The 19,516-nt window shown below is 43.9% G+C and carries 17 protein-coding genes; all 17 read left to right on the top strand.

Annotation, left to right across the window (positions count from 1 at the left end; genetic code table 11):
* Positions 1-81 precede the first annotated feature (81 nt).
* The 17 genes from AC3WTP_RS11105 (at position 82) to AC3WTP_RS11025 (ending at position 19,160) form a co-directional block, all read left to right on the top strand.
* Complete coding sequence (locus AC3WTP_RS11105) at positions 82-411, top strand: PadR family transcriptional regulator (RefSeq protein WP_492394669.1); 330 nt, start codon at positions 82-84, stop codon at positions 409-411.
* 13 nt (positions 412-424) lie between these two features.
* Positions 425-1,294 (top strand): pentapeptide repeat-containing protein, encoded by an 870-nt coding sequence (locus tag AC3WTP_RS11100; RefSeq protein WP_492394668.1) that lies wholly within the window; start codon positions 425-427, stop codon positions 1,292-1,294.
* Positions 1,295-1,306: 12 nt separating this feature from the next.
* Positions 1,307-2,077: an ABC transporter ATP-binding protein gene (locus AC3WTP_RS11095; RefSeq protein WP_492394667.1), complete on the top strand. Its 771-nt coding sequence runs from the start codon at positions 1,307-1,309 to the stop codon at positions 2,075-2,077.
* Positions 2,078-2,845, top strand: coding sequence for an ABC transporter permease (locus AC3WTP_RS11090; protein WP_492394666.1), 768 nt, complete (start codon positions 2,078-2,080; stop codon positions 2,843-2,845). It begins immediately after the preceding gene.
* Between the two features lie 454 nt (positions 2,846-3,299).
* Entirely contained in the window at positions 3,300-3,983 is a 684-nt protein-coding gene (locus AC3WTP_RS11085; RefSeq protein WP_492394665.1) for a response regulator transcription factor, read from the top strand.
* Positions 3,980-5,719 (top strand): HAMP domain-containing sensor histidine kinase, encoded by a 1,740-nt coding sequence (locus AC3WTP_RS11080; RefSeq protein ID WP_492394664.1) that lies wholly within the window; start codon positions 3,980-3,982, stop codon positions 5,717-5,719. The genes AC3WTP_RS11085 and AC3WTP_RS11080 overlap by 4 nt, the downstream gene beginning before the upstream one ends.
* Positions 5,720-5,911: 192 nt before the next feature.
* Positions 5,912-6,784 carry a carbohydrate ABC transporter permease gene (locus AC3WTP_RS11075; protein ID WP_492394663.1) on the top strand — a complete coding sequence of 291 codons (873 nt, stop codon included), beginning with the start codon at positions 5,912-5,914 and terminating at the stop codon, positions 6,782-6,784.
* Positions 6,785-6,796: 12 nt separating this feature from the next.
* Positions 6,797-7,675, top strand: a complete 879-nt coding sequence (locus tag AC3WTP_RS11070) for a carbohydrate ABC transporter permease (RefSeq protein ID WP_492394662.1) — start codon at positions 6,797-6,799, stop codon at positions 7,673-7,675.
* 42 nt (positions 7,676-7,717) lie between these two features.
* A complete protein-coding gene (locus AC3WTP_RS11065; RefSeq protein ID WP_492394661.1) occupies positions 7,718-8,860 on the top strand; it encodes an efflux RND transporter periplasmic adaptor subunit in 1,143 nt (380 codons plus the stop codon).
* 27 nt (positions 8,861-8,887) lie between these two features.
* Positions 8,888-10,261, top strand: coding sequence for an ABC transporter substrate-binding protein (locus AC3WTP_RS11060; RefSeq protein WP_492394660.1), 1,374 nt, complete (start codon positions 8,888-8,890; stop codon positions 10,259-10,261).
* Between the two features lie 515 nt (positions 10,262-10,776).
* Positions 10,777-10,950: a hypothetical protein gene (locus AC3WTP_RS11055; RefSeq protein ID WP_492394659.1), complete on the top strand. Its 174-nt coding sequence runs from the start codon at positions 10,777-10,779 to the stop codon at positions 10,948-10,950.
* Positions 10,951-10,986: 36 nt separating this feature from the next.
* Positions 10,987-13,464, top strand: a complete 2,478-nt coding sequence (locus AC3WTP_RS11050; RefSeq protein ID WP_492394658.1) for a DUF4855 domain-containing protein — start codon at positions 10,987-10,989, stop codon at positions 13,462-13,464.
* 180 nt (positions 13,465-13,644) lie between these two features.
* A complete protein-coding gene (locus tag AC3WTP_RS11045) occupies positions 13,645-14,031 on the top strand; it encodes a hypothetical protein (RefSeq protein WP_492394657.1) in 387 nt (128 codons plus the stop codon).
* Positions 14,032-14,205: 174 nt separating this feature from the next.
* Positions 14,206-15,216 (top strand): serine hydrolase domain-containing protein, encoded by a 1,011-nt coding sequence (locus AC3WTP_RS11040; RefSeq protein ID WP_492394656.1) that lies wholly within the window; start codon positions 14,206-14,208, stop codon positions 15,214-15,216.
* Between the two features lie 48 nt (positions 15,217-15,264).
* Positions 15,265-15,594 carry a GNAT family N-acetyltransferase gene (locus AC3WTP_RS11035; protein ID WP_492394655.1) on the top strand — a complete coding sequence of 110 codons (330 nt, stop codon included), beginning with the start codon at positions 15,265-15,267 and terminating at the stop codon, positions 15,592-15,594.
* Positions 15,595-16,344: 750 nt separating this feature from the next.
* The gene (locus AC3WTP_RS11030) at positions 16,345-17,709 is read left to right on the top strand and encodes a PepSY-associated TM helix domain-containing protein (protein ID WP_492394654.1); all 1,365 of its coding nucleotides are present in this window, start codon (positions 16,345-16,347) and stop codon (positions 17,707-17,709) included.
* A gap of 560 nt (positions 17,710-18,269) precedes the next feature.
* On the top strand, positions 18,270-19,160 hold the full coding sequence (locus tag AC3WTP_RS11025; protein ID WP_492394653.1) for a phosphotransferase: 891 nt from the start codon (positions 18,270-18,272) through the stop codon (positions 19,158-19,160).
* Positions 19,161-19,516 lie beyond the last annotated feature (356 nt).

Below are 19,516 nucleotides of genomic sequence, written 5' to 3'. Positions count from 1 at the left end.
TTTTGACTGAGTATTATAATTAAAATACTACCTTGATAGTCACAGTAGTATATCGTATCATGCAATTGTGGAGGTGATTGTATGAGCGATAACAAAATTACATCAGACCTGCTACGCGGCCATACCGACACGATGATTTTACGGCTCTTGTTCGAAGCTGACCGCTACGGCTATGAGATTGTCAAACTGATTGCCGAGCGCTCGGGCGGCGAGTATGAATTAAAGGAAGCCACTATGTACTCCAGCGTCCGTCGGCTTGAGGCAGACGGCGATATCGAGTGGTATTGGGGCGATGAATCACAGGGCGGACGACGCAAGTATTTTCGGATTACCGAAAAAGGTAAGGATACATACTCTCGCAACAAAAGCAATTGGGAGTATGCAAAGCGTGTGTTAGAAAACTTATTATAAGGGGTTTGATGTGATGAATCAGAAATTGACGGATTATCTGGACAGTGTTTTTACGCCATACGATGGGGTGAAAAGCGTCACCGAATTAAAGGCCGACCTGCTCTCCGATTTGCAGGAGCGATACCATGAACTCAGAACTGAGGGCAAGGACGATGAAACAGCGTTTAAGATGACGATTGAGGGTATCGGCGACATCGAGCAAACGATCCTGGAGGTCGCCAACCTCTCCCGCTCGCTGGAACGGCAGGTGCGGATAAACCTCAGTGCGATCGATCTGCAAGAGAGTGACTTCGCGGGCGTTACTTTACACAAAGGAGAATTCAAAGTAACCGCGTTGCGCGGAGCCGACTTTGCTGGCGCCGACTTGACCGGCAGTTCGTTTAAGAGCAGCGACGTACGCGAAGCCAATTTTGACGGCGCGAATCTGACGGACTGCAGCCTGTCCACGCTTGATCTGACAAATGCAAGCTTCAATAAGACGATCCTCGTACGAACCAATTTCAGCACGTCGGGGCTTGACGGAGCCAAATTCACAGGCGTAAAACTGACCGACGTCACGCTAACCAAGACCGACCTTAGAAAAACAATCTTTGATCGTTGTATCTTTACTGGAGTGGATTTTAAATATTCCGACCTGCGAGGAATGCGTTTTGACGGGCAGACCTTCATCGGTGTCAACTTTGACAAGTCTGCACTGAACGACGTTTCGTTTAGGGGAGCGACACTCAAGAACGTGTCATTCCGTCTACCTTTTTCCGTGACGAACAAATCTTACCTTGCCTTCAAAACCGTCTGCTTTGACGGTGCAACGATGGATAAGCTGACCTATGCTGCGCTTAAAGGCCTATGGGTCGTCGATTTGTCAAAAGTCACGGTCATATAAGGAGGGGAACCTATGCAAACCGTGCAAACCAAGTCCATTCAAGTAAAAGGCCTGCATAAATCCTACAAGCAGCATCAGGTGCTGAAGGGCGTAGATTTCGAGGTGGAAAAGGGGAGTGTTTTCGCTCTCCTTGGCTCTAACGGGGCAGGCAAGACAACGGTTGTCAAAATCCTCACTACGCTGCTCAAACAAGACAGTGGAACCGCCACCGTAAACGGATTCGATGTTGCATCCAAGCCCGACAATGTGCGGCAGGCGATCAGTCTGACAGGGCAATTTGCCGCCGTAGACGAGATTTTGACCGGACGGGAAAATCTGATCATGATTGCCAAGCTGAGATACCTCAAAAACCCGCGCCAGGTTGCGGACGACTTGCTTAAACGCTTCGACCTGACAGAGGCCGCCGACCGCAGGGTGTCTACTTACTCGGGGGGGATGCGCCGCAGGCTCGACATCGCTTTGAGCCTTGTGGGAAAACCGCAAATCATTTTTCTAGATGAGCCGACCACCGGGCTTGACCCTGAGGCACGGAACGAGGTTTGGAAGATTGTCAAGGAGCTCGCCGACGGCGGGACGACGGTACTTCTCACCACACAGTATTTGGAGGAGGCCGAGCAGCTTGCTGACCGGATTGCCATTTTGCACGAAGGCAGGATTATCGCCAACGGCACGCTCGCGGAGCTGAAAAACCTGTTCCCATCCACAAAAGTGGAGTATGTGGAAAAACAGCCGACATTAGAGGAGATCTTCCTTGCAATCGTTGGCAAAAAGGAGGGGAAGTAAATGGAGGCGGTAAAGAAACATTATTTTAGCGATCTAGGCGTTATACTTGGACGTTCCATGCGCCATATTTCCCGCAGTATGGACACTATCGTCACGGTCACCATCATGCCGATCGCGATGATGTTGCTGTTTGTCTACGTGTTCGGAGGTGCAATTCAATCCGGAACGGATAACTATGTAAATTACCTGTTGCCCGGCATACTACTGATTGCAATTGCTAGCGGTGTATCCTACACGTCTTTCCGCCTGTTTACCGATGTGCAACGGGGCATATTCGAGCGGTTTCACTCCATGCCGATTTCACGTTCCACCTTACTGTGGGGGCATGTGCTAACCTCGCTGGTATCCAACGCCATATCGGTTGTCGTCATCATTCTCGTAGCGTTGATTATGGGCTTTCGTTCGTCGGCGGGGATACTGCCATGGCTTGCCGTTGCCGGCATACTCGCGCTGTTTACTCTGGCCTTAACTTGGGTCGCAGCAATTGCCGGACTATCCGCAAAAACGGTCGATGGCGCTAGCGCCTTTTCCTACCCAATTATCTTCCTGCCATTTATCAGTTCGGCATTTGTGCCAACCGAGTCGATGCCGACCGTCGTTCGCGTCTTTGCCGAAAACCAACCGGTGACCTCAATTGTAGAAGCCATCCGCGCATTGCTGTCAGGTCAGCCGGTGGGTAATGATATATGGGTCGCTCTTGCATGGTGCGTCGGAATCATGCTCGTGGCATATATCTTTGCGATGAGGGCGTATAAGAAGCGAGTGTGAAATAGTTAACCAATGACTTTCTAACCCTCGGTGCTGTCCGCATTAACGGTCGATGGCGCAAGCGCCTTTTCCTACCCAAATATCTTCCTACCATTTATCAAACTCGGCATTTGTGCCAACCTATCTCATACCGACCGTCGTTAACGTCTTTGCCAAAAACCAGCCGCTGTACAACGTCACTCCGACAACGTGCTTATGCTCCCTCGATATGATTTGATTTCCTCGCACAAGCTCGTGTATTCGCAGGATTTCATCCCAATTAGATGATACTCCGTGCTTTCCTTGTAATCCTGCGAATATGCCAACTTGCGTGAGCAGTGTTATTTTTTAGCTGCTTTCCATTGCTCGTTTTGTCATAGTTTGAAGACAGACCCCAGATTATGGTGTATTCTTTTATATGAACCTATCATTCGAAGATGGTACATTTTAAAGGCGCTGCGAGCGGAGGATTGACATGCCGAAGATCTTGATCGTTGAAGACGAAATAATACTTCTTGAGATTTTAAAGGATTACTTTCTAAATGATGGCTATGAGGTTGTGGAAGCCTCTGATGGTAAAGCCGCATTGGATTTGTTTCAAGAACATGAGGTCAGCTTGATCATTCTCGACATTATGCTGCCGGAAATGGACGGGTGGTCGGTTTGTCGCCGCATTCGTAAAAAGTCGGATGTACCCATTATTATGCTTACGGCCCGAGTTGATGAAGACGATACGCTGTTGGGTTTTGAGCTCGGTGCTGACGATTATGTAACAAAACCATATAGCCCTGCAGTGCTATTAGCAAGGGCAAAGCGTCTACTCGATAGCCGGGCTCGCACGAATAAAACGACAGATACGAACAATACACTTATTATTAATGGCATTAATATTCATTTTCCATCGAGATCGATAACGGTGGATGGCGAGCATGTAAGCCTCACACATACGGAATTCGAAATTTTAGCATACCTGATGCACAATCAAGGGATCGTGATTCCAAGGGAGCAGCTCATCATGAAAATATGGGGGTACGCTTATGCCGGAGATGATCGCACTTTGAATACACACATACGAAACCTGCGAACGAAATTAGGCAACAAAGCTCGACACATTACTACGGTAGTGCGGACCGGATATAAGTTCGTGGATAGCTTATGAAGATCGGAATCGTTGCGAAGCTATTTCTTCTCACGACTGCTCTTTGCACGCTTATATTGGGTGTTATCTACATAGGACAAACGATTTTTTTTAAGGAATTTTATACGAACAGGAAAACGAATGAGATACAGGCGAACATCGAGATATTCAAACAGGATTATATAGCTAATAAGTCCATGAACATGGACATTCTGTACATTCAGAAACTTGAGCAAGTGTTCTTTCAAGACCATAACACGTGGATCACGACGCTCGACCGTTACGGTAATCTTAAGAATACGAGCGAATTCTTTCTTCAAGTTCAATTAGATAGTGATAAATCCCATGAATCGTATAAGGTGCCGTTGTATCACTTGATTAACATAGATGATATATCTTCAAATGGGTTCGTTTTCAGTCCAGATCAACGTCTGATTATTTCCGGGATTAAAAAAGATGCTACGATCCTGCCGATTCGAATACAGGACAAGTTCGTTACATATGGTACGAATGACCAACTTCTAATCATGCCTGGCTTCGAAGACAAAGCGACCGTAACCGACGTTCAAATTCCAACTCCTGAAGCGTCCTCGAATCCTATTTTCTCGAACAGCCTCTTTATGGAACGGATCAAGGTTTTCCAGGCTGGCTTATTACGATCGAATAATCCTCAACCCATCAATACTGTTCAAACGTTTGATTACGAGCAAAACAACTTGAAATACAAGCTTTTTGTTCAGAGCATCGAGGACGTAGACGGTGAACCCGCTTATTTATTTGCGATGACTTCCTTGCAGCCCGTAGACGAGGCAGCGCGAATGATCAAAGATTACTCTGTCTATATCATCGTTTTCGTGCTTGTGCTTATTTTACTCGTCTCATTTTATTATTCGAGGAAGATCGCAAAGCCGCTTCTAAGACTCAATTCAGCAACACAAAAAATTGCGAATTTGGACTTTTCAGAGTCGATAAAGGTCTCCTCGGAGGATGAGATCGGCGAATTGTCCCGCAATGTCAACCATTTGTCCAATACTCTTCATTCATACATTGGACAGCTGCAGCATGAGATCGAAATGGAGAAACAGCTCGAGAGCACGCGCAAAGAATTTATTTCCGGCGTATCGCACGAACTGAAAACGCCGCTAAGTGTCATGAAAAGTTGCATCTCCATACTCAAAGACGGTGTAGCCAGCGATAAGAAGGAGCACTATTTCGAAGCAATGGAAAACGAAGTCGATAAAATGGACCACTTAATCGTGGATATGCTTGAACTGGCGAAATTCGAGTCCGGGACTTACAAAATGAAGTTGGAAGTATTCCCAATCGATAAAACCATCGAGTCGGTATATGAACAACTTGCTTTGGACATCGCTGCCAAACAGCTCGACGTTCGATTGCAACTTATTTCAACGGAAGTGGTAGCTAATCAGCATCGCATCGAACAGGTCATCACGAATTTTATTACTAACGCCATTCGCTATACGCCCTCAAATGAACGCATTATCGTATCAGCAATGGAGTACCAGGGAGAAATTATGGTCTGTGTAGAGAACAAGGGTGTTCATATCCCTCGAGAACAACTAGATAAAGTATGGGACCGCTTTTACCGTGGGGACACTTCTCGACAACGATCTCATGGGGGAACCGGTTTAGGATTAGCGATTTCCAAAAAAATATTAGAACTTCACGCCTCCACATACGGAGTAGAAAATACCGAGAACGGGGTCGCCTTTTACTTTTCGCTAAAGAAAGCATAATTTCATCATTCTAAATCGAACGATAGATTTGTATAAAAAGGCAGGCTAATGGATCAATTCCTTAGTCTGTCTTTTTATATTTGTCAGTTCACCTCTCAAAATCTTTATCTAATCTTTATTCCGGCTCCATTCGATCTTGATTCAGGGAAATTATTATAGATTCATGAAAACAAAATGCTTCGAGGTGAAAGGATGCGCTTTCGAAAATGGTCAAAAAATCATAGTTATATTGCGGCCTGCTTTCTCGCACCTAGCGCGATAGGCTTTTCCGTTTTCTATTTCATTCCATTCGTAATGGGGGTCTACTATTCCTTCACGAGTGGAACAACCGGAGGTTCGTTCGTAGGCTTCGCCAACTATCAAGATTTGCTGGCCAGCGATTCCTTTCGAAAAGCTGCAATAAATACGGCTATATTTACTTCAGTTAGCGTTCCAATTACAGTCGTAATCTCACTTTTCATAGCCCTGTTGCTCAATCAAAATATCTATTTGCGAAATTGGCTTAGGACAGTATACGTCTTACCGCTCGTAGTGCCGACTGCATCCGTCGTCCTCATTTGGCAAATCCTTTTCGATTGGAACGGGGCATTAAACAGCTGGCTAAGCAACCTTGACCTTGAACGCATCGATTGGATGAAGTCTGAGTGGGCGAGAGTCGTGCTCTCTGTCGTCTATGCATGGAAAAACGTCGGGTATAACGTCATTTTATTTCTAGCTGGTTTGCAAGGAATTCCGAAGGACTATTACGAGACAGCCGAGCTTGAGGGTGCTGGTGTTTATCACCAATTTACGCGAATCACGTTGGTATATCTAACGCCCACGATGTTTTTTGTCGCCTTAATGGCGCTGGTCAGTTCGTTCCGGATATTTCGGGAAACGTATTTAATTGCCGGTGATTACCCACACGACAGCATCTACATGCTGCAGCATTACATGAACAATATGTTTCTGTCACTCGACATTCAGAAGCTAACGTCAGCAGCGACCTTGATGGTTGCGTGTATGGTTCTCATCGTTTCGGTTATGTTCACCTTGGAACGTCGCTTTTCATCATTCACGGAGTAAACAGGAGGGAATATGAATCGAAGGAGCACGATATTTAAAATCATAATCACGATCTTACTTTCGCTTTTGAGTATCTTCATGTTGGCACCGCTCGTTATAACCTTCACGAATTCACTAATGTCTGAGCAGGAGATCGGATCCAATTATGATCTGGTGGACCAAATGTCCGTTGATGCCGCAAATGGAAAAGACACGTTCGTTAATTTGAAGATCATACCTGATTGGGTTTCCTTTGAGCAATACGTGAAAGTGCTGATCACGACTCCGACTTATCTGAAACTATTTTGGAATTCGGTATATCTTGTTACGTTCATTATTGGAGGTCAGGTTATCGTCGCAGCACTAGCGGCTTATGCTTTCGGAAAGCTCCGGTTTCGTGGCAGAGACAAACTATTTTTCATTTATTTGATGACAATGCTCATGCCGTTTCAAGTGACGCTGGTCCCGAATTACATTATCGCCGACAAATTGAATTTATTGAACAGTGCAGGAGCGATCATCCTTCCCGGAATTTTCGGAGCATTCGGCGTATTTATGCTTAGACAATTCATCAAAACGCTCCCGAATGATTACATTGAAGCCGCGATGATGGACGGCGCGGGCCATTTGAGCATTTTCCTGCGGATCATCGTACCACTCGTAAAACCTGGCATAGCTGCGCTTATCGTTCTATTGTTCGTCGATTATTGGAACATGGTAGAGCAACCGCTTATTTTTCTGGATGATGACTACAAGCAGCCGTTATCCGTCTATCTATCAGTCATCCAAAAGGAAGCAAGGGGAGTCGGATTTTCCTCATCCGTATTGTATATGTTTCCTATGGTGTTGTTGTTTTTATATGCAGAAACTCATTTTATCCAGGGCGTCCAAATGTCCGGCATTAAGGGATAGGGGGGATTCCATATCAATAGCCTTGAACCTGAACGCGAAAATGTGAAAAGAAAGAGAACCATCAAACGGTTATCATTGCTATTTATTGGTGGATTACTCATGCTGACGCTTTATAGCAATACGTTGCAATCGATGAGCCTCCCGAAAGTCTGGGTCACGTTCTGTAGACAAGAACCGCTCGTTCATGTCTTTAATGGCGAGGGCGTACTGAAACCGCACATCGAAGCTTCGTTATCGAACAAATCCGGCTGGGAGATCAAAGAAGTAATGGTTGCGGAAGGGGACATCGTAAAAAACGGACAAACACTCGTCGTATATGCAAACCGCGAAGCAGAGAATCAATATTTGGATGCTCTGGCACTATTGAAGCAACAGCAGCTTGTGATTGAAGGGCTGCAGGATCAATACATGGAAGCTTCTCGAAACAGCGATGATAATCAAATTCGAACCGTAAAACGGAATCTTGAAAGCGCCAAAATTACTTTAGAAGTTCAACAAAGAAACCTCGACAGCTTAAATGAGGCGCTTGTTTCCGAACGTGAATTAAAGGCACCGTTCGATGGAACCGTCCAAAAAGTGAACGCCATAAAGGGAATGGCATCCGCAAGTCTTGGCCCCGACATTCAACTGGCTTCATCGAAACAGGGGTACGAAATGCAGCTCCAAATCCCCGTCTCCGTTAGCAAGCATATCAGGATTGGTCAGGCAACCGATATCAACGTCCAACTTGCGGATACAACGGAAACGATGAGTGCTGTGATTCAACTTGCGGATACAACAGAAACGACGAGCCGTGTTATTAAGGGAGGTGAGACCGATTCCCAAGATGAGGAGGAGGGGACAACAAACAAACGTATTTTGATTAACGTAAATAATGAAAAACTTCGAGGCGGGGAACAAGCAAGTATTCATCTAAGTATCTCTTCTCCGGACGAAAGTGGAATTCTCGTCCCCAATAAAGCTATATACCGTGAAGGCAGCGAAAGCTACATCTTTGTTGTCGAAGAGAAAAAGGGAGCTCTCGGTAACACAACCGTTGCTCGAAAAGTCAATGTTCAAACAGGCGATGCCAACCAGCACGAAACCGTCATCAAAGGAGGCATTTTTCCCGATTCACCGATAATCTTGGAGAGAAGCGAACCGATCCAAGACGGAGAGCGCGTAAGAGTCAAAACGAATTCATAACATACAATTAAGAAAGTGGGAATGATTTTGAAAAAGCATATTGCTATTATCATACTTTTCATCATGGCAGTTGGTTTGTCCGCATGCTCCGAACCCAAACAAGAGCAATCTCAGACTACTGCGCCATCTAAATCAACCTCTAACAAAAACTCAGTCAAATCAGGGCTCGAACCGCTGGATAATAAACCGAAGACAATCGTTATTTCCGTTCTTGCCGTGGACGATTTTTATCGTCTTGCCAAAGAAAAATACGAAAACCTCCATCCGAATACGACGATTCAATTCAAAGAGTTTGAAAGCGGAAGCGGTGGTGTCATGAGTGAAGCCGAGGTAGAAAAATACGTCAAACAAACGACAACAGAAGTATTAGCAGGAAAGGGAGCGGATCTGTTTGCGTTTACGACAGTCGAATTGCCTATTGACAAATACATTAACAAAAAAGCCTTCGTTAACCTGGACGAGTGGATTCAAATAGATTCCTCGTTCGATCCTAAGCAGTATCAAATGAATATCCTCGAAGGCTCCAAAATGAATGGTGGTTCTTACATTCTGCCAATTAAATTTGACCTGCAAGCACTTTATGGAGATGCGGATGCCTTCGAAAATGTTGGTATCGCAATCGATGATAAGTCTTGGACATGGAGCGACTTTGCCGATATCAGCAAGCAAGTGAAAGGAAAGGGCAGTCAACGCTACGCGATGGGGAACATCGCTCCTGAGACGATGATCAACAATCTTGTGTCGGATAATTATTCCCGACTGATTGATGGTTCCAACGGAAAAGCATCTTTTGACTCCCAGATATTCATGGATATGCTCAACCAAGTCAAAGCCTTGTATGATGATAATGTACTGAACTCGGATTATGTAGACAACAAAAACAGTAGTTTTACGTATTCGTTAATTATATCGCCAAGCGATTACCTTGTGAGACTTGGATTGTATTATCCCAACGGTAAAGTTTATCAAAAGCCGCATTCCTCCGATCAGAGATCCGGTGTTTCGTTCATCCCAACCAATCAAATCTCAATGAACGCGAATTCTAAGGTGCAAAGAGATGCCTGGGAGTTTATGAAGTTTTTATTGTCCGAGGACATGCAATCCTACCCTGATCAACAGGGCTTCTCGATGACTAAAGCGATTAATGATAAAGCCATCGAAGACATAAAATCGAAAGAAGTCTTGCAGGATCCAAAGTTCGGGAACATTAAAATTAATGCTGAAGATCTCGAATCAATCCGAGAGTTGCTATCAGCACCCGCCGTCAGGAATATGGGATATGAATCAACGGTCCAAAAGATTATTACCGAAGAAACGAAAGCATTCTTCAGTGGCCAGAAAACTACTGAAGCTGTCGCTAAGCTTATTCAGAACCGTGTAGTTACTTATTTAAATGAATAATCATCTGATCCCAAGATTGAAGAGAGACAATAGAAAATGAAAATAATCGGCAAACATACTATCAATAGAGCTGTAAGACTCGAAGTAGATGAACTAATTAAGGATCTTAAGCTGTATGCCATACAGACACTTTAATCTTCAGATTTAAATTAACCGCGTTCTACGGAAGGCGGTTATTTATTTTTTTAGAGTTTTACAACTATAAAATTGAAATGTCTATACCCTAAAAATTCATGCGGTCAAGGTACTAGTCTTCTCCGGTCGTACGATTACCCAACAAGTTTGTACGATAGTGTAAGTATAGAAACGGGCAGGGTGCTATAATCGAAGGGAGAAAATGTAATCGCTTCCGCGAGACCTAGGAATCACCGGATCAACTGGCAAATGCGGAAGGATAAGCAAAAAGGAGGCATTGCAGAAATGAGTTAAAAAGAAAGAAGAAAATTGGAGAAGAAGTACAATACAAAGTTTCATTCTACGTTTCGATGTATTTGACAGTTACGAAGGTGCTGTCGATGCAGTTAGCGTCTTTCCCCGGTTTGCTGGCTGCCAGTTCGCCCGAATTTATACCGACCTCCATTCGGCTGAATGCGGGCTTCGTGCTGGTGATCATTCCGCTCGTAATCTTCTACTTATGCCTGCAAATATATTTCGTTGAAAGAGTCGAATGCTCCGGCATCGTCGGCTGATTTAATGTCAATATAGTTTAGTAGGGAGGTTGTGTAATGTTTTCTGTCAAAAAAACAGGATTCACCCTCATGTTAGCCGCTGTTATGTTATTTTCGCTTGCTTCAAACGCATTTGCAAAGCAAGAAACGCAAGATCCGAGAAACTTGGCTACGGGTTTAAGCTACTCGCTCTCTGCCGCCGCTTATGAGGGTTACCCTGACTCCGGAAATGAATTGACCGATGGCGTGTATGCATCGATGGACTTCATGGATAGCGCCTGGCAGGGGCACCTTCGGGGAATTACGCGCGAAGTTGTATTTGACTTACAGGATATTAAATCGATTAACGCCGTGAAAGCGCATTTTATACAGGACACGGGCAACGGTATTTTTTATCCGAATACGGTTTCCATGTACGTGTCGGATGACGGCATGAATTGGGCGCCGCTATCGCACAAAGACACCGCGATCCCGCTCTGGTCGCCAGGGCCACCGACAGATCAGACGTTTGTCTGGGATATTGCGGCTGACGGCTTGCCGAAAGAGAAAAAAAATGCAGAGTTCGTGTATACGCGATATGTAAAAGTTACGTTCATGACCCAAGTATGGACCTTTCTCGATGAAATCGAAATTTGGGGCATCGACGGCAAAGCTCAGCACGCCGTCAAGCTGAAGCCGGAGCAGCCGGCTTACTTGCAGTCGGGCAAAGCGACGGGAGGCATCCGCAATCTTGCGCTGCTGTACAATGGACATTACGATAGCGGCGCTGGTGATTGGACGAAAGACAATATCATCCCGTACATCAGCTACGTGAACGCGCAAGGCGAGCCGGTCGACTGGTTGTACGACGGCGTACTTTATCTCGGTATTAGGACGCAGGACGGTCAGCGGGATTTTGGCATGAATGCCAATCTTAAAGATTGGAATTGGTATCTGGACAAAACGTTCGTCCCGCAAGGCGATATGTGGCAGCTCAATGAAGGGACCAAAGAGGTTAGCGCAAAATTGGGCGAACCGAAGCACAAGACGAAGGTCGTGCTGATGGTTCCGAATCCGGGCGATGCGGTAGGCGAGTTCGGCGATGTTGACGGCGACGGTGTGATGGAGAACTTTAATCCGGATCAGGTCGGCACGGAAGCGGCTTTCGCCGACAAGCAAAAAGCCATTGATTGGTATATGTATCAGGTGAAACAGCGTTGGGCCGAGCAAAATTATTCCAACCTCGAGTTGGCCGGGATGTATTGGATGGCTGAAAGCGCCAACCTCTATGATGAGAACGATACGAAGATCATCCAACATACGAGTCAGCTTGTCCACCAGGAAAAACAGAAGTTTTTCTGGATCCCTAATTTCTTCGGCAAAGGCATATTCGCTTGGGAGAAGCTTGGCTTCGACGCGGTAGCGCAACAGCCGAACTACTTCTTCGATGAGCCGGGCGATCCGTCCCGAATTAAAGATACGACCGATCTTGTCAAGCAATACGGCATCGGCGTGGAGATGGAATTCGATGAACGGATGAATTCGTTTCCAAAATTCAGGGACCGCTACATCGAATATTTGAACGGCGGCGTCGACTACGGTTATATGAACGATGCCTACAAAGCCTATTATCAAGGCAATGTCGCGCTGCTCGACAGTGCAAGAAGCAATGACCCGAATAATCGCATTCTATATGATATGATGTATCAATTCGTAACCAAAAATTATCAAAAGAATGATACGAATGTATCTCTGGAGACGATGGCGGAGCTAGTAAATCGTTATATCGCTCTGAAAGAGATCAATCCGGCTTTTGGCAAGGACTTATCTTATCGTTTGCAGATCATCAAACAGCTCCTGGACGAAAACAATCCAAATGAGGCCGTAACGTATATGCAGGATTTTCTAGCCCATATTCACGACCCAGCCGTCCAAGCGCAAGGATTGATATCCGCCCGAATAGCATCGGTGCTTGATTCCTACGCACAAGTTCTCATTCACGCTTGGTCTGATGGTTGGGGCCTTAGCAACCTGGTTCTTGGTCAAAGTTATACGATTTCCAAGCCGACCAACAGTGGCTATCCCGATTCCGGAAATGAGCTCACCAACGGCCAATTCGGCGGTGCGGATTTCCGTAACGAACAGTGGCAGGGATACGCAGGCAGCGACTACCCTGAGGAACGAAGCCGCACGATCACATTTGATTTGGGTCAAGACAAATCGATTGGCCAAATTAAAGCCCATTTCCTTCAGGATGCGGGACCCGGCATCTATTTCCCTAAGAACATTGTCATTTCCGTTTCATCAGATGGTCAATCCTGGGGTAAGCTGGCAACCATTTCCCCGACACCATCGCAAAATGGCGTCTCGGCCGACTTCATGAAATGGAACGGCGCAAAAGACGGCGTGCCTGGGAATCCGGGAGCTGATAAAGTGTATGCCCGTTACGTCAAAGTCGAATTCCCGATCAACGTCTGGGTATTCATCGATGAAATCGAAGTTCTCGGCATTGACGGCATGGCGAATGGAGCCGTAGTTTTGCCGACGACGCCGTAAATACCGGGCATTAAAAACATGTGTAAAGGTTGGTAAGTGATTGGCTAAGGAACTTATATGAAGCATTAAACGGACTTTTGGGCCCGGCTAGGTGATAAGCGCCGTAAGCCGGGTCCAGTTGATTGAACTAACAGTGAAACCATTGTCACCCGTTAAGCGTCTAAGAATCGAGGTGATCTGATGAAAGTTGTTTACACTTTCCTTATGATTATTATTATCGTAGGATGCTCTCATTCAAACTCTAAGTCACTTGACGACACGGTAGGTGAGGCGGGGCTGAAAGGTTCAGTTAAAATAGATAATATAGGATCCGACACGATAGTGAATTATACATTCACAAACCAGAGTGAGAAAATGATCACTGTTATTGGTGGAGCAAAATATTCACTACTAAAAGATAACAAGGTTGTTGAAGAAGATTCTGTCCCCATAAAAGACTACATTGATTTGGAAGTTGGGGAAGAATACAAGGATAAGAAGATATTTAAGAACTTACAACCTGGGTCATATACGATACAGGTGAACTGGAACGAGACAACTGCTTTTGCGGAGTTTACTGTGAAATAGGCTTTTTTAACGAGACACAATAGCTGAATAAGAACACGAAGGCAGCCGGTTAGAATGATCGGCTGCTTGTTTTATTGAAGTAACAGGCAGATTAATTGATTTCCTGCCTTTTCAGTATTTAACAAAAATGTTATCATTAACGAGAACAAACATTCCCGTTTTGAGGTGAATAGAATGGATCTCTTTAATGATTTGGATCAATATACCAATCAAATCAAAGATCGTATTGCTGCTTCTGCAGCTGCAATATGCGTGATGAAAGACAACAAGATTATACATGAATGGTATTCTGGTTTTCATCATTTCCATAAAGGTGCTAGGAAGGTCGATGAATATTCTCAATTTAATGTTTATTCAACTAGAGTTACTTATGTTGGGCTTGCCGCTGCTATTGCCATAAACGATGGTGCAATAAAAAGCCTAGATGAGCCAATAATTAATTATCTAAAGAACTACGATCATAACATTCTCGGTAACACCACAATAAGACACCTAGTTACAAGAACAACTGGGTTACAATTTCAGGGGAATAGCGTAGTAGTACGTAAGTTTGCAGAAGGTACGTCATTTGAGGGGAAAAAAACCGAGGTTTTGGCTGAGATTATTAAGACAGCTACAGGAAAAACTGTCGCTGAAATCATTAATGAACGAGTGTTTAAACCTTTAGGATTTACTCAAACGGAGTGGAGAACAGAAGGAAAGGAAACGCTGGTTTGTGATATAAATGATCCTAATACTTATCCTACATTGAGACTCGAGTCAAATGAAGGTAGTGATCGTAATCTTTACATAACAGCAAGAGAACTTGCTTTGTGGGGGAACCTGCATCTGAATAAGGGAACTATACAAGGGCAACAGATTCTTCCTACGGCTATATTCGAAGATGTTACTTCTGTTAAGACTCCTAACTCACTGCCTGTTCAACTGCCTAGAATAGGATATTTCTGGTGGATACAAAACAAGAAGGTTGCAAACTCTGAAATTGGACCAGAACTTCCTGAAGGAACATACCAAATCCTAGGGGCGTCGGGTTGTTCATGTACTGTAATCCCTGAACACAATGCGGTGGTTGTACGAATGACGAATAGTCTATGGACTTTTGGCGGAAAGAATGGGTTCGATTACGTTTCTGATATTCAAAGGTTTGGTAATCTTATTGCACAGGCTTTAAACCAACATTCGTAACTGATGACGTTATATTTAGAAAATAACTATTTGGAGGTATTTTCATTTATGATCAATGTTTATGAGGATTGTCCGTCTTATAAAAAAATGCTAATTTCTATAAGGCAAACAAATGAAGGAGATGCAGAAGAATTACTTGAGTGCTATTCTGATGAAAAAGCAGTTCCATTATTTAATTCTGACAATTGCAATGGGGATGATTGCCACTATAAAACGGTCGAGAGGATGAAAAAGGTAATAGATTTTTGGGATTTCTCCTATAAACACAAGTATTTTGTTAGATGGACCATTATTTTAAATAAGACTCATGAAAAAATAGGAACTATCGAAATGTTTCATAGAAACGCCGAAGATGAATTTAACCATTATGTGTTTTGAGAATAGATCTAAAGAGTAAGCACGAAGTTCCATCTATAATTAATGAGGTATTGGATATCGCTGATGAGAATTTTCATGAAGTATTTGATGTTAATGCAATTCTCACAAAGGCGATACCGATTGCTTCAGAAAGAATTAGATCTTTGCTCCAAAAAGGGTATCAACCACTGAATAAAAAACTTATGCTTTATGGCGATTATTTCGTGAAGTATAAATCGTGACAACTAAGCAATAGGAAATCATTTGAACCGCCAGATCCAATCCAGGATTAAGTCGGTTCGTTGTATCTATAGGGAAATCGGTAACATATAATTACGAACTAATTTGTGTAGTTCGAAGGACAATGTTATATGAGTATGTAATAAACCGTTACTGTACAGCAAGAAATGTGACACAACGTATAAAAGAGTATAAGGTAAAAGGTTGATTCTGACTTTATATACATATGTACAAAATACCATATAATATTTAGTTTAAATTTTAGATTTATTTTCGTTGACAATGTCTTGATATGACTATATTCTTCTATAATGTATAACATGATGAATGGCAGCTCCTATTTTGTGACTGGAGAAGCCTTTTTTAATGTCATTATTTTTTTGACAAATTGATTCTCCTAGAATTGGGTTTGTTCGTCATGTGTACGCTTGTCTCCTTATCAGGTTAGTAAATAGCTCTTTTGAGTCATTGTAACGCCAACCTATATCGCTATAATTAAAAAGGCTGAACAAACAAGAAGGGAACTGGAAGATGAAGAAAAATAATTATAGTCGCTTTTGGCGATGGCACTTTTATGCAGCACTATTTATTACGCCGCTATTGATTACATTGACATTAAGCGGTATAGGATATTTGTTCTATACGAACGTCGAAAATACGTTGTACAAGAATGAATTTTTCAATCAGAGCAGCCAGACTGCTCCACTGACGATCGATCAAGGGATTGAAAAGGCAACGGTAGACTATCCCGGCTATTCCGTTTCAAAAGTTATCGTATTAGAGGAGCCTTATAACACCCGCCTAACGATGACGAATAAAGATGGCGATCAAAAATATGTGTTCTTAGATTCGAACTATCAAATTGTCGGCAGTCAAAATCCGAAGTATACGTTCTCCAATATGATGAGAGGGATTCATAGCTCGCTCTTTGTCGGGGGGACCGTCGTCAATTATTTAGTGGAGCTTGCAGCATGTTGGGCAATCTTCCTGTTACTCTCCGGTATTTATATGACATTCAAGGGAAGAGCACTGAAGAAGGAACCGAATCCGACAAAACGGCAAAAAAACTTGAAATGGCATGCTCTCGTAGGGACGATCATTACCATTCCGATGATCATCATCATTTTTACCGGTTTGCCTTGGTCCGCATTGATGGGAGACATGATCTACTCCGCAGCTCAAAATAATCCGTCGATTGGAATTCCCGCCTTGAAAGAACAGCCGCCGACTTCTGATATGAGCGAAATTCCTTGGGCTACCCGCAAAAACGAACTGCCGACATCCAACGGAGGATCTCATGCGGAACATCATGGCATGGCTCATATGGAAAATATGACTCATGAAGGAATGATTTCGCTCGAACTGCTCATGTCCGAAGTGAAGAAAGAGAGCATTTCAAAGCCATACACCATTATCTACCCTAATGATGAGCAAGGGGTTTATACCGTCTCGAAAAGCAGCAATACCGGTGTGACAGGCTTAGATGTTAGTCCGTATGACGAGGTCACGGCTTATTTTGATCAATATAGTGGTAAGTTGATTTCCAAGGTCGGATTTGAAGATTACGGCATTCTAGGGAAATGGTTTACATGGGGAATCCCTCTGCATGAAGGTCATTTATTTGGCTGGCCAAATAAATTACTGAATTTGATTGTTTGTATTGCGTTTTTACTTGTTATTTTCTGGGGCTTTAAAACATGGCTAACGCGTAAAAAGAAAAATTCTTTGTCAGCTCCGCCCAACCTGTCGAGTAAGATATCGATCGGATTCATTATTTTCATGGTGATATTAGGGTGTATCATGCCGCTATTTGGCATGTCCTTAATACTGGTCGTGATTATCGAAGCCATACTTTCTATTAGAAGAAAATATCTAGATGCAACTATGGCGAAGTAGGTCAACAGAGCGGGAGGAATCCCGCTCCTTTTTTGTTAAACCACACTTCATGTGCATTTTTCTCCTTATCATTTTAATAGGCTGTGAAATCGTACGTCGACTGCGTCTCCTAAAAGCATCGCAGGATATGTTCGATGCAACTCGCGACAAGATCCTTTACGAAAAACTAACTAACTTGGCGAAGTCCATGTCGAAGGACAAAAACTTATATCGATTGAAATCCGCAAACTGTGCGGTTTTTTATTTTTATCCATACAAGTTCTTGTCTTTTCCTTGAGACAAGAACTTGTATGGTTTGCCGAAAATGGACAAGAACTTGAATGGTTAACCGATTTGCTGAGTAAATGATATGTAAGACTACCAGTACTTCGTTAAGCTAACGGGTAGTTTAGTTTAATAGAAGCAAGTTATACTGAATGAGATAGGTCGTTGGGGGGAAGACAAAATAAAAAGCCCACATCATACAGTATATACTGGGGTTTGTCAGTTTTGAGCTGACGTTCGCCGTATTCTTCGTGCTAATAGCCCTATGTTTAAGATGAGAAGAAAGGATGGTTTGCATGAACATTACAATAGAAGAGGTTTTAGCGGAGATCCGGTCCAGAGAGCTGGTTCCGGTTCCGTTTGACTACACTCCGTTAACAGGAGGAACCGTGAGCACGCTTATGTCCGTCGGATATGCTGACTCGAAGTTGCCGCGCTTCGTGGTGAAAATGAACAAGCCTGCCGTCATCCAGGCGGAGGCGGCTTTTTTAAAGACCTATGAAACCGTTGCGCTGTTTCCCACGTTGCATTATGTCGATTCGGGTGACCGGTTTATGATTTATCGCTATATTCCAGGTGTGACAGATGAGCGGAGCGTGAAAAAAAAGGACTGGATGTGTACGCTGGTGGAGGATGTGTTGAATCACTATGTGCAAGTGCCTGGGGATTCCGCTCCAGAGCCCTCTGCGAGACTATCCTGTTCAATCAGTGGTTTTGAATGGGCACGCGATGTCATTGGAGAGCATCTCGGAGAGGGGGACTACCAGTTTGTGGTCGAACTGAGCAGGCAGGCGGTGGAGATTAAAAAGGGTCGGACCGCATATCTGCTGCACGGGGATTTCGGCTTGCACAACTTTCTGTTTGATGAGGGGCGTCTGACCGGCGTCATTGATCCGATTCCGGCGAAAGATGAGTTGATCTATGATCTGGTTTATGCGTTCTGTTCTACCCCTGACGATTTGGACCTGGATACAATCCAGTCGGCTGCAGCAATGCTGAAGGACTGGCATCCAGTCGATACCGCAGGTTTGCACAGGGAGGTGCTGCTGGCTCTGTACAGACGAATGGCATGCTGTATTTTCTATCATCCGCATGATTTAGGGGGATACCTTCAGGCATGGTCCTACTGGAGAGGTTTGTGGGCAACTTTGGAGAAAGCGGTAGAACAGGTGAATCATTTTAGGTAAAAAAGAGGCAGGTCCTGAGCTTTATTTGAGCTATAGGAGAACGTTAGTAAAAAGGCGATCACCAGCTGCAACGCCGAGACACGTTAGTTTAATGGAACAGCGACAGTCTAGGACTTTATTTTCAACATACAATCGTCGTGAAGTGGACAAATAACAAAGGATGTTCTTCAATAATCTGAAGAACATCCTTTGTTGCATTGAGGGGATAATGGGGAGCTCATCGGCAAACCATAAAAGTTCTTGTCTTTTAACCATATATGTTCTTGTCATCCGACAAAGAGGCAGCAATGTAGTAACCACGAGGGATTAAAATGACTAATAGACATATGTACAAAATACTATATAATATTTAATTA

It is taken from the genome of Paenibacillus sp. EB106-04-04-XG159, from assembly GCF_058791835.1.
This window is presented reverse-complemented; position numbering and strand designations above follow the sequence as displayed.

Coding starts and splice junctions, on each gene's coding strand:
- AC3WTP_RS11055 (WP_492394659.1), top strand. CDS start 10,777: ATGCAGTTAGCGTCTTTCCCCGGTTTGCTGGCTGCCAGTTCGCCCGAA.
- AC3WTP_RS11105 (WP_492394669.1), top strand. CDS start 82: ATGAGCGATAACAAAATTACATCAGACCTGCTACGCGGCCATACCGAC.
- AC3WTP_RS11095 (WP_492394667.1), top strand. CDS start 1,307: ATGCAAACCGTGCAAACCAAGTCCATTCAAGTAAAAGGCCTGCATAAA.
- AC3WTP_RS11075 (WP_492394663.1), top strand. CDS start 5,912: ATGCGCTTTCGAAAATGGTCAAAAAATCATAGTTATATTGCGGCCTGC.
- AC3WTP_RS11030 (WP_492394654.1), top strand. CDS start 16,345: ATGAAGAAAAATAATTATAGTCGCTTTTGGCGATGGCACTTTTATGCA.
- AC3WTP_RS11100 (WP_492394668.1), top strand. CDS start 425: ATGAATCAGAAATTGACGGATTATCTGGACAGTGTTTTTACGCCATAC.
- AC3WTP_RS11085 (WP_492394665.1), top strand. CDS start 3,300: ATGCCGAAGATCTTGATCGTTGAAGACGAAATAATACTTCTTGAGATT.
- AC3WTP_RS11090 (WP_492394666.1), top strand. CDS start 2,078: ATGGAGGCGGTAAAGAAACATTATTTTAGCGATCTAGGCGTTATACTT.
- AC3WTP_RS11025 (WP_492394653.1), top strand. CDS start 18,270: ATGAACATTACAATAGAAGAGGTTTTAGCGGAGATCCGGTCCAGAGAG.
- AC3WTP_RS11070 (WP_492394662.1), top strand. CDS start 6,797: ATGAATCGAAGGAGCACGATATTTAAAATCATAATCACGATCTTACTT.
- AC3WTP_RS11050 (WP_492394658.1), top strand. CDS start 10,987: ATGTTTTCTGTCAAAAAAACAGGATTCACCCTCATGTTAGCCGCTGTT.
- AC3WTP_RS11040 (WP_492394656.1), top strand. CDS start 14,206: ATGGATCTCTTTAATGATTTGGATCAATATACCAATCAAATCAAAGAT.
- AC3WTP_RS11080 (WP_492394664.1), top strand. CDS start 3,980: ATGAAGATCGGAATCGTTGCGAAGCTATTTCTTCTCACGACTGCTCTT.
- AC3WTP_RS11035 (WP_492394655.1), top strand. CDS start 15,265: ATGATCAATGTTTATGAGGATTGTCCGTCTTATAAAAAAATGCTAATT.
- AC3WTP_RS11045 (WP_492394657.1), top strand. CDS start 13,645: ATGAAAGTTGTTTACACTTTCCTTATGATTATTATTATCGTAGGATGC.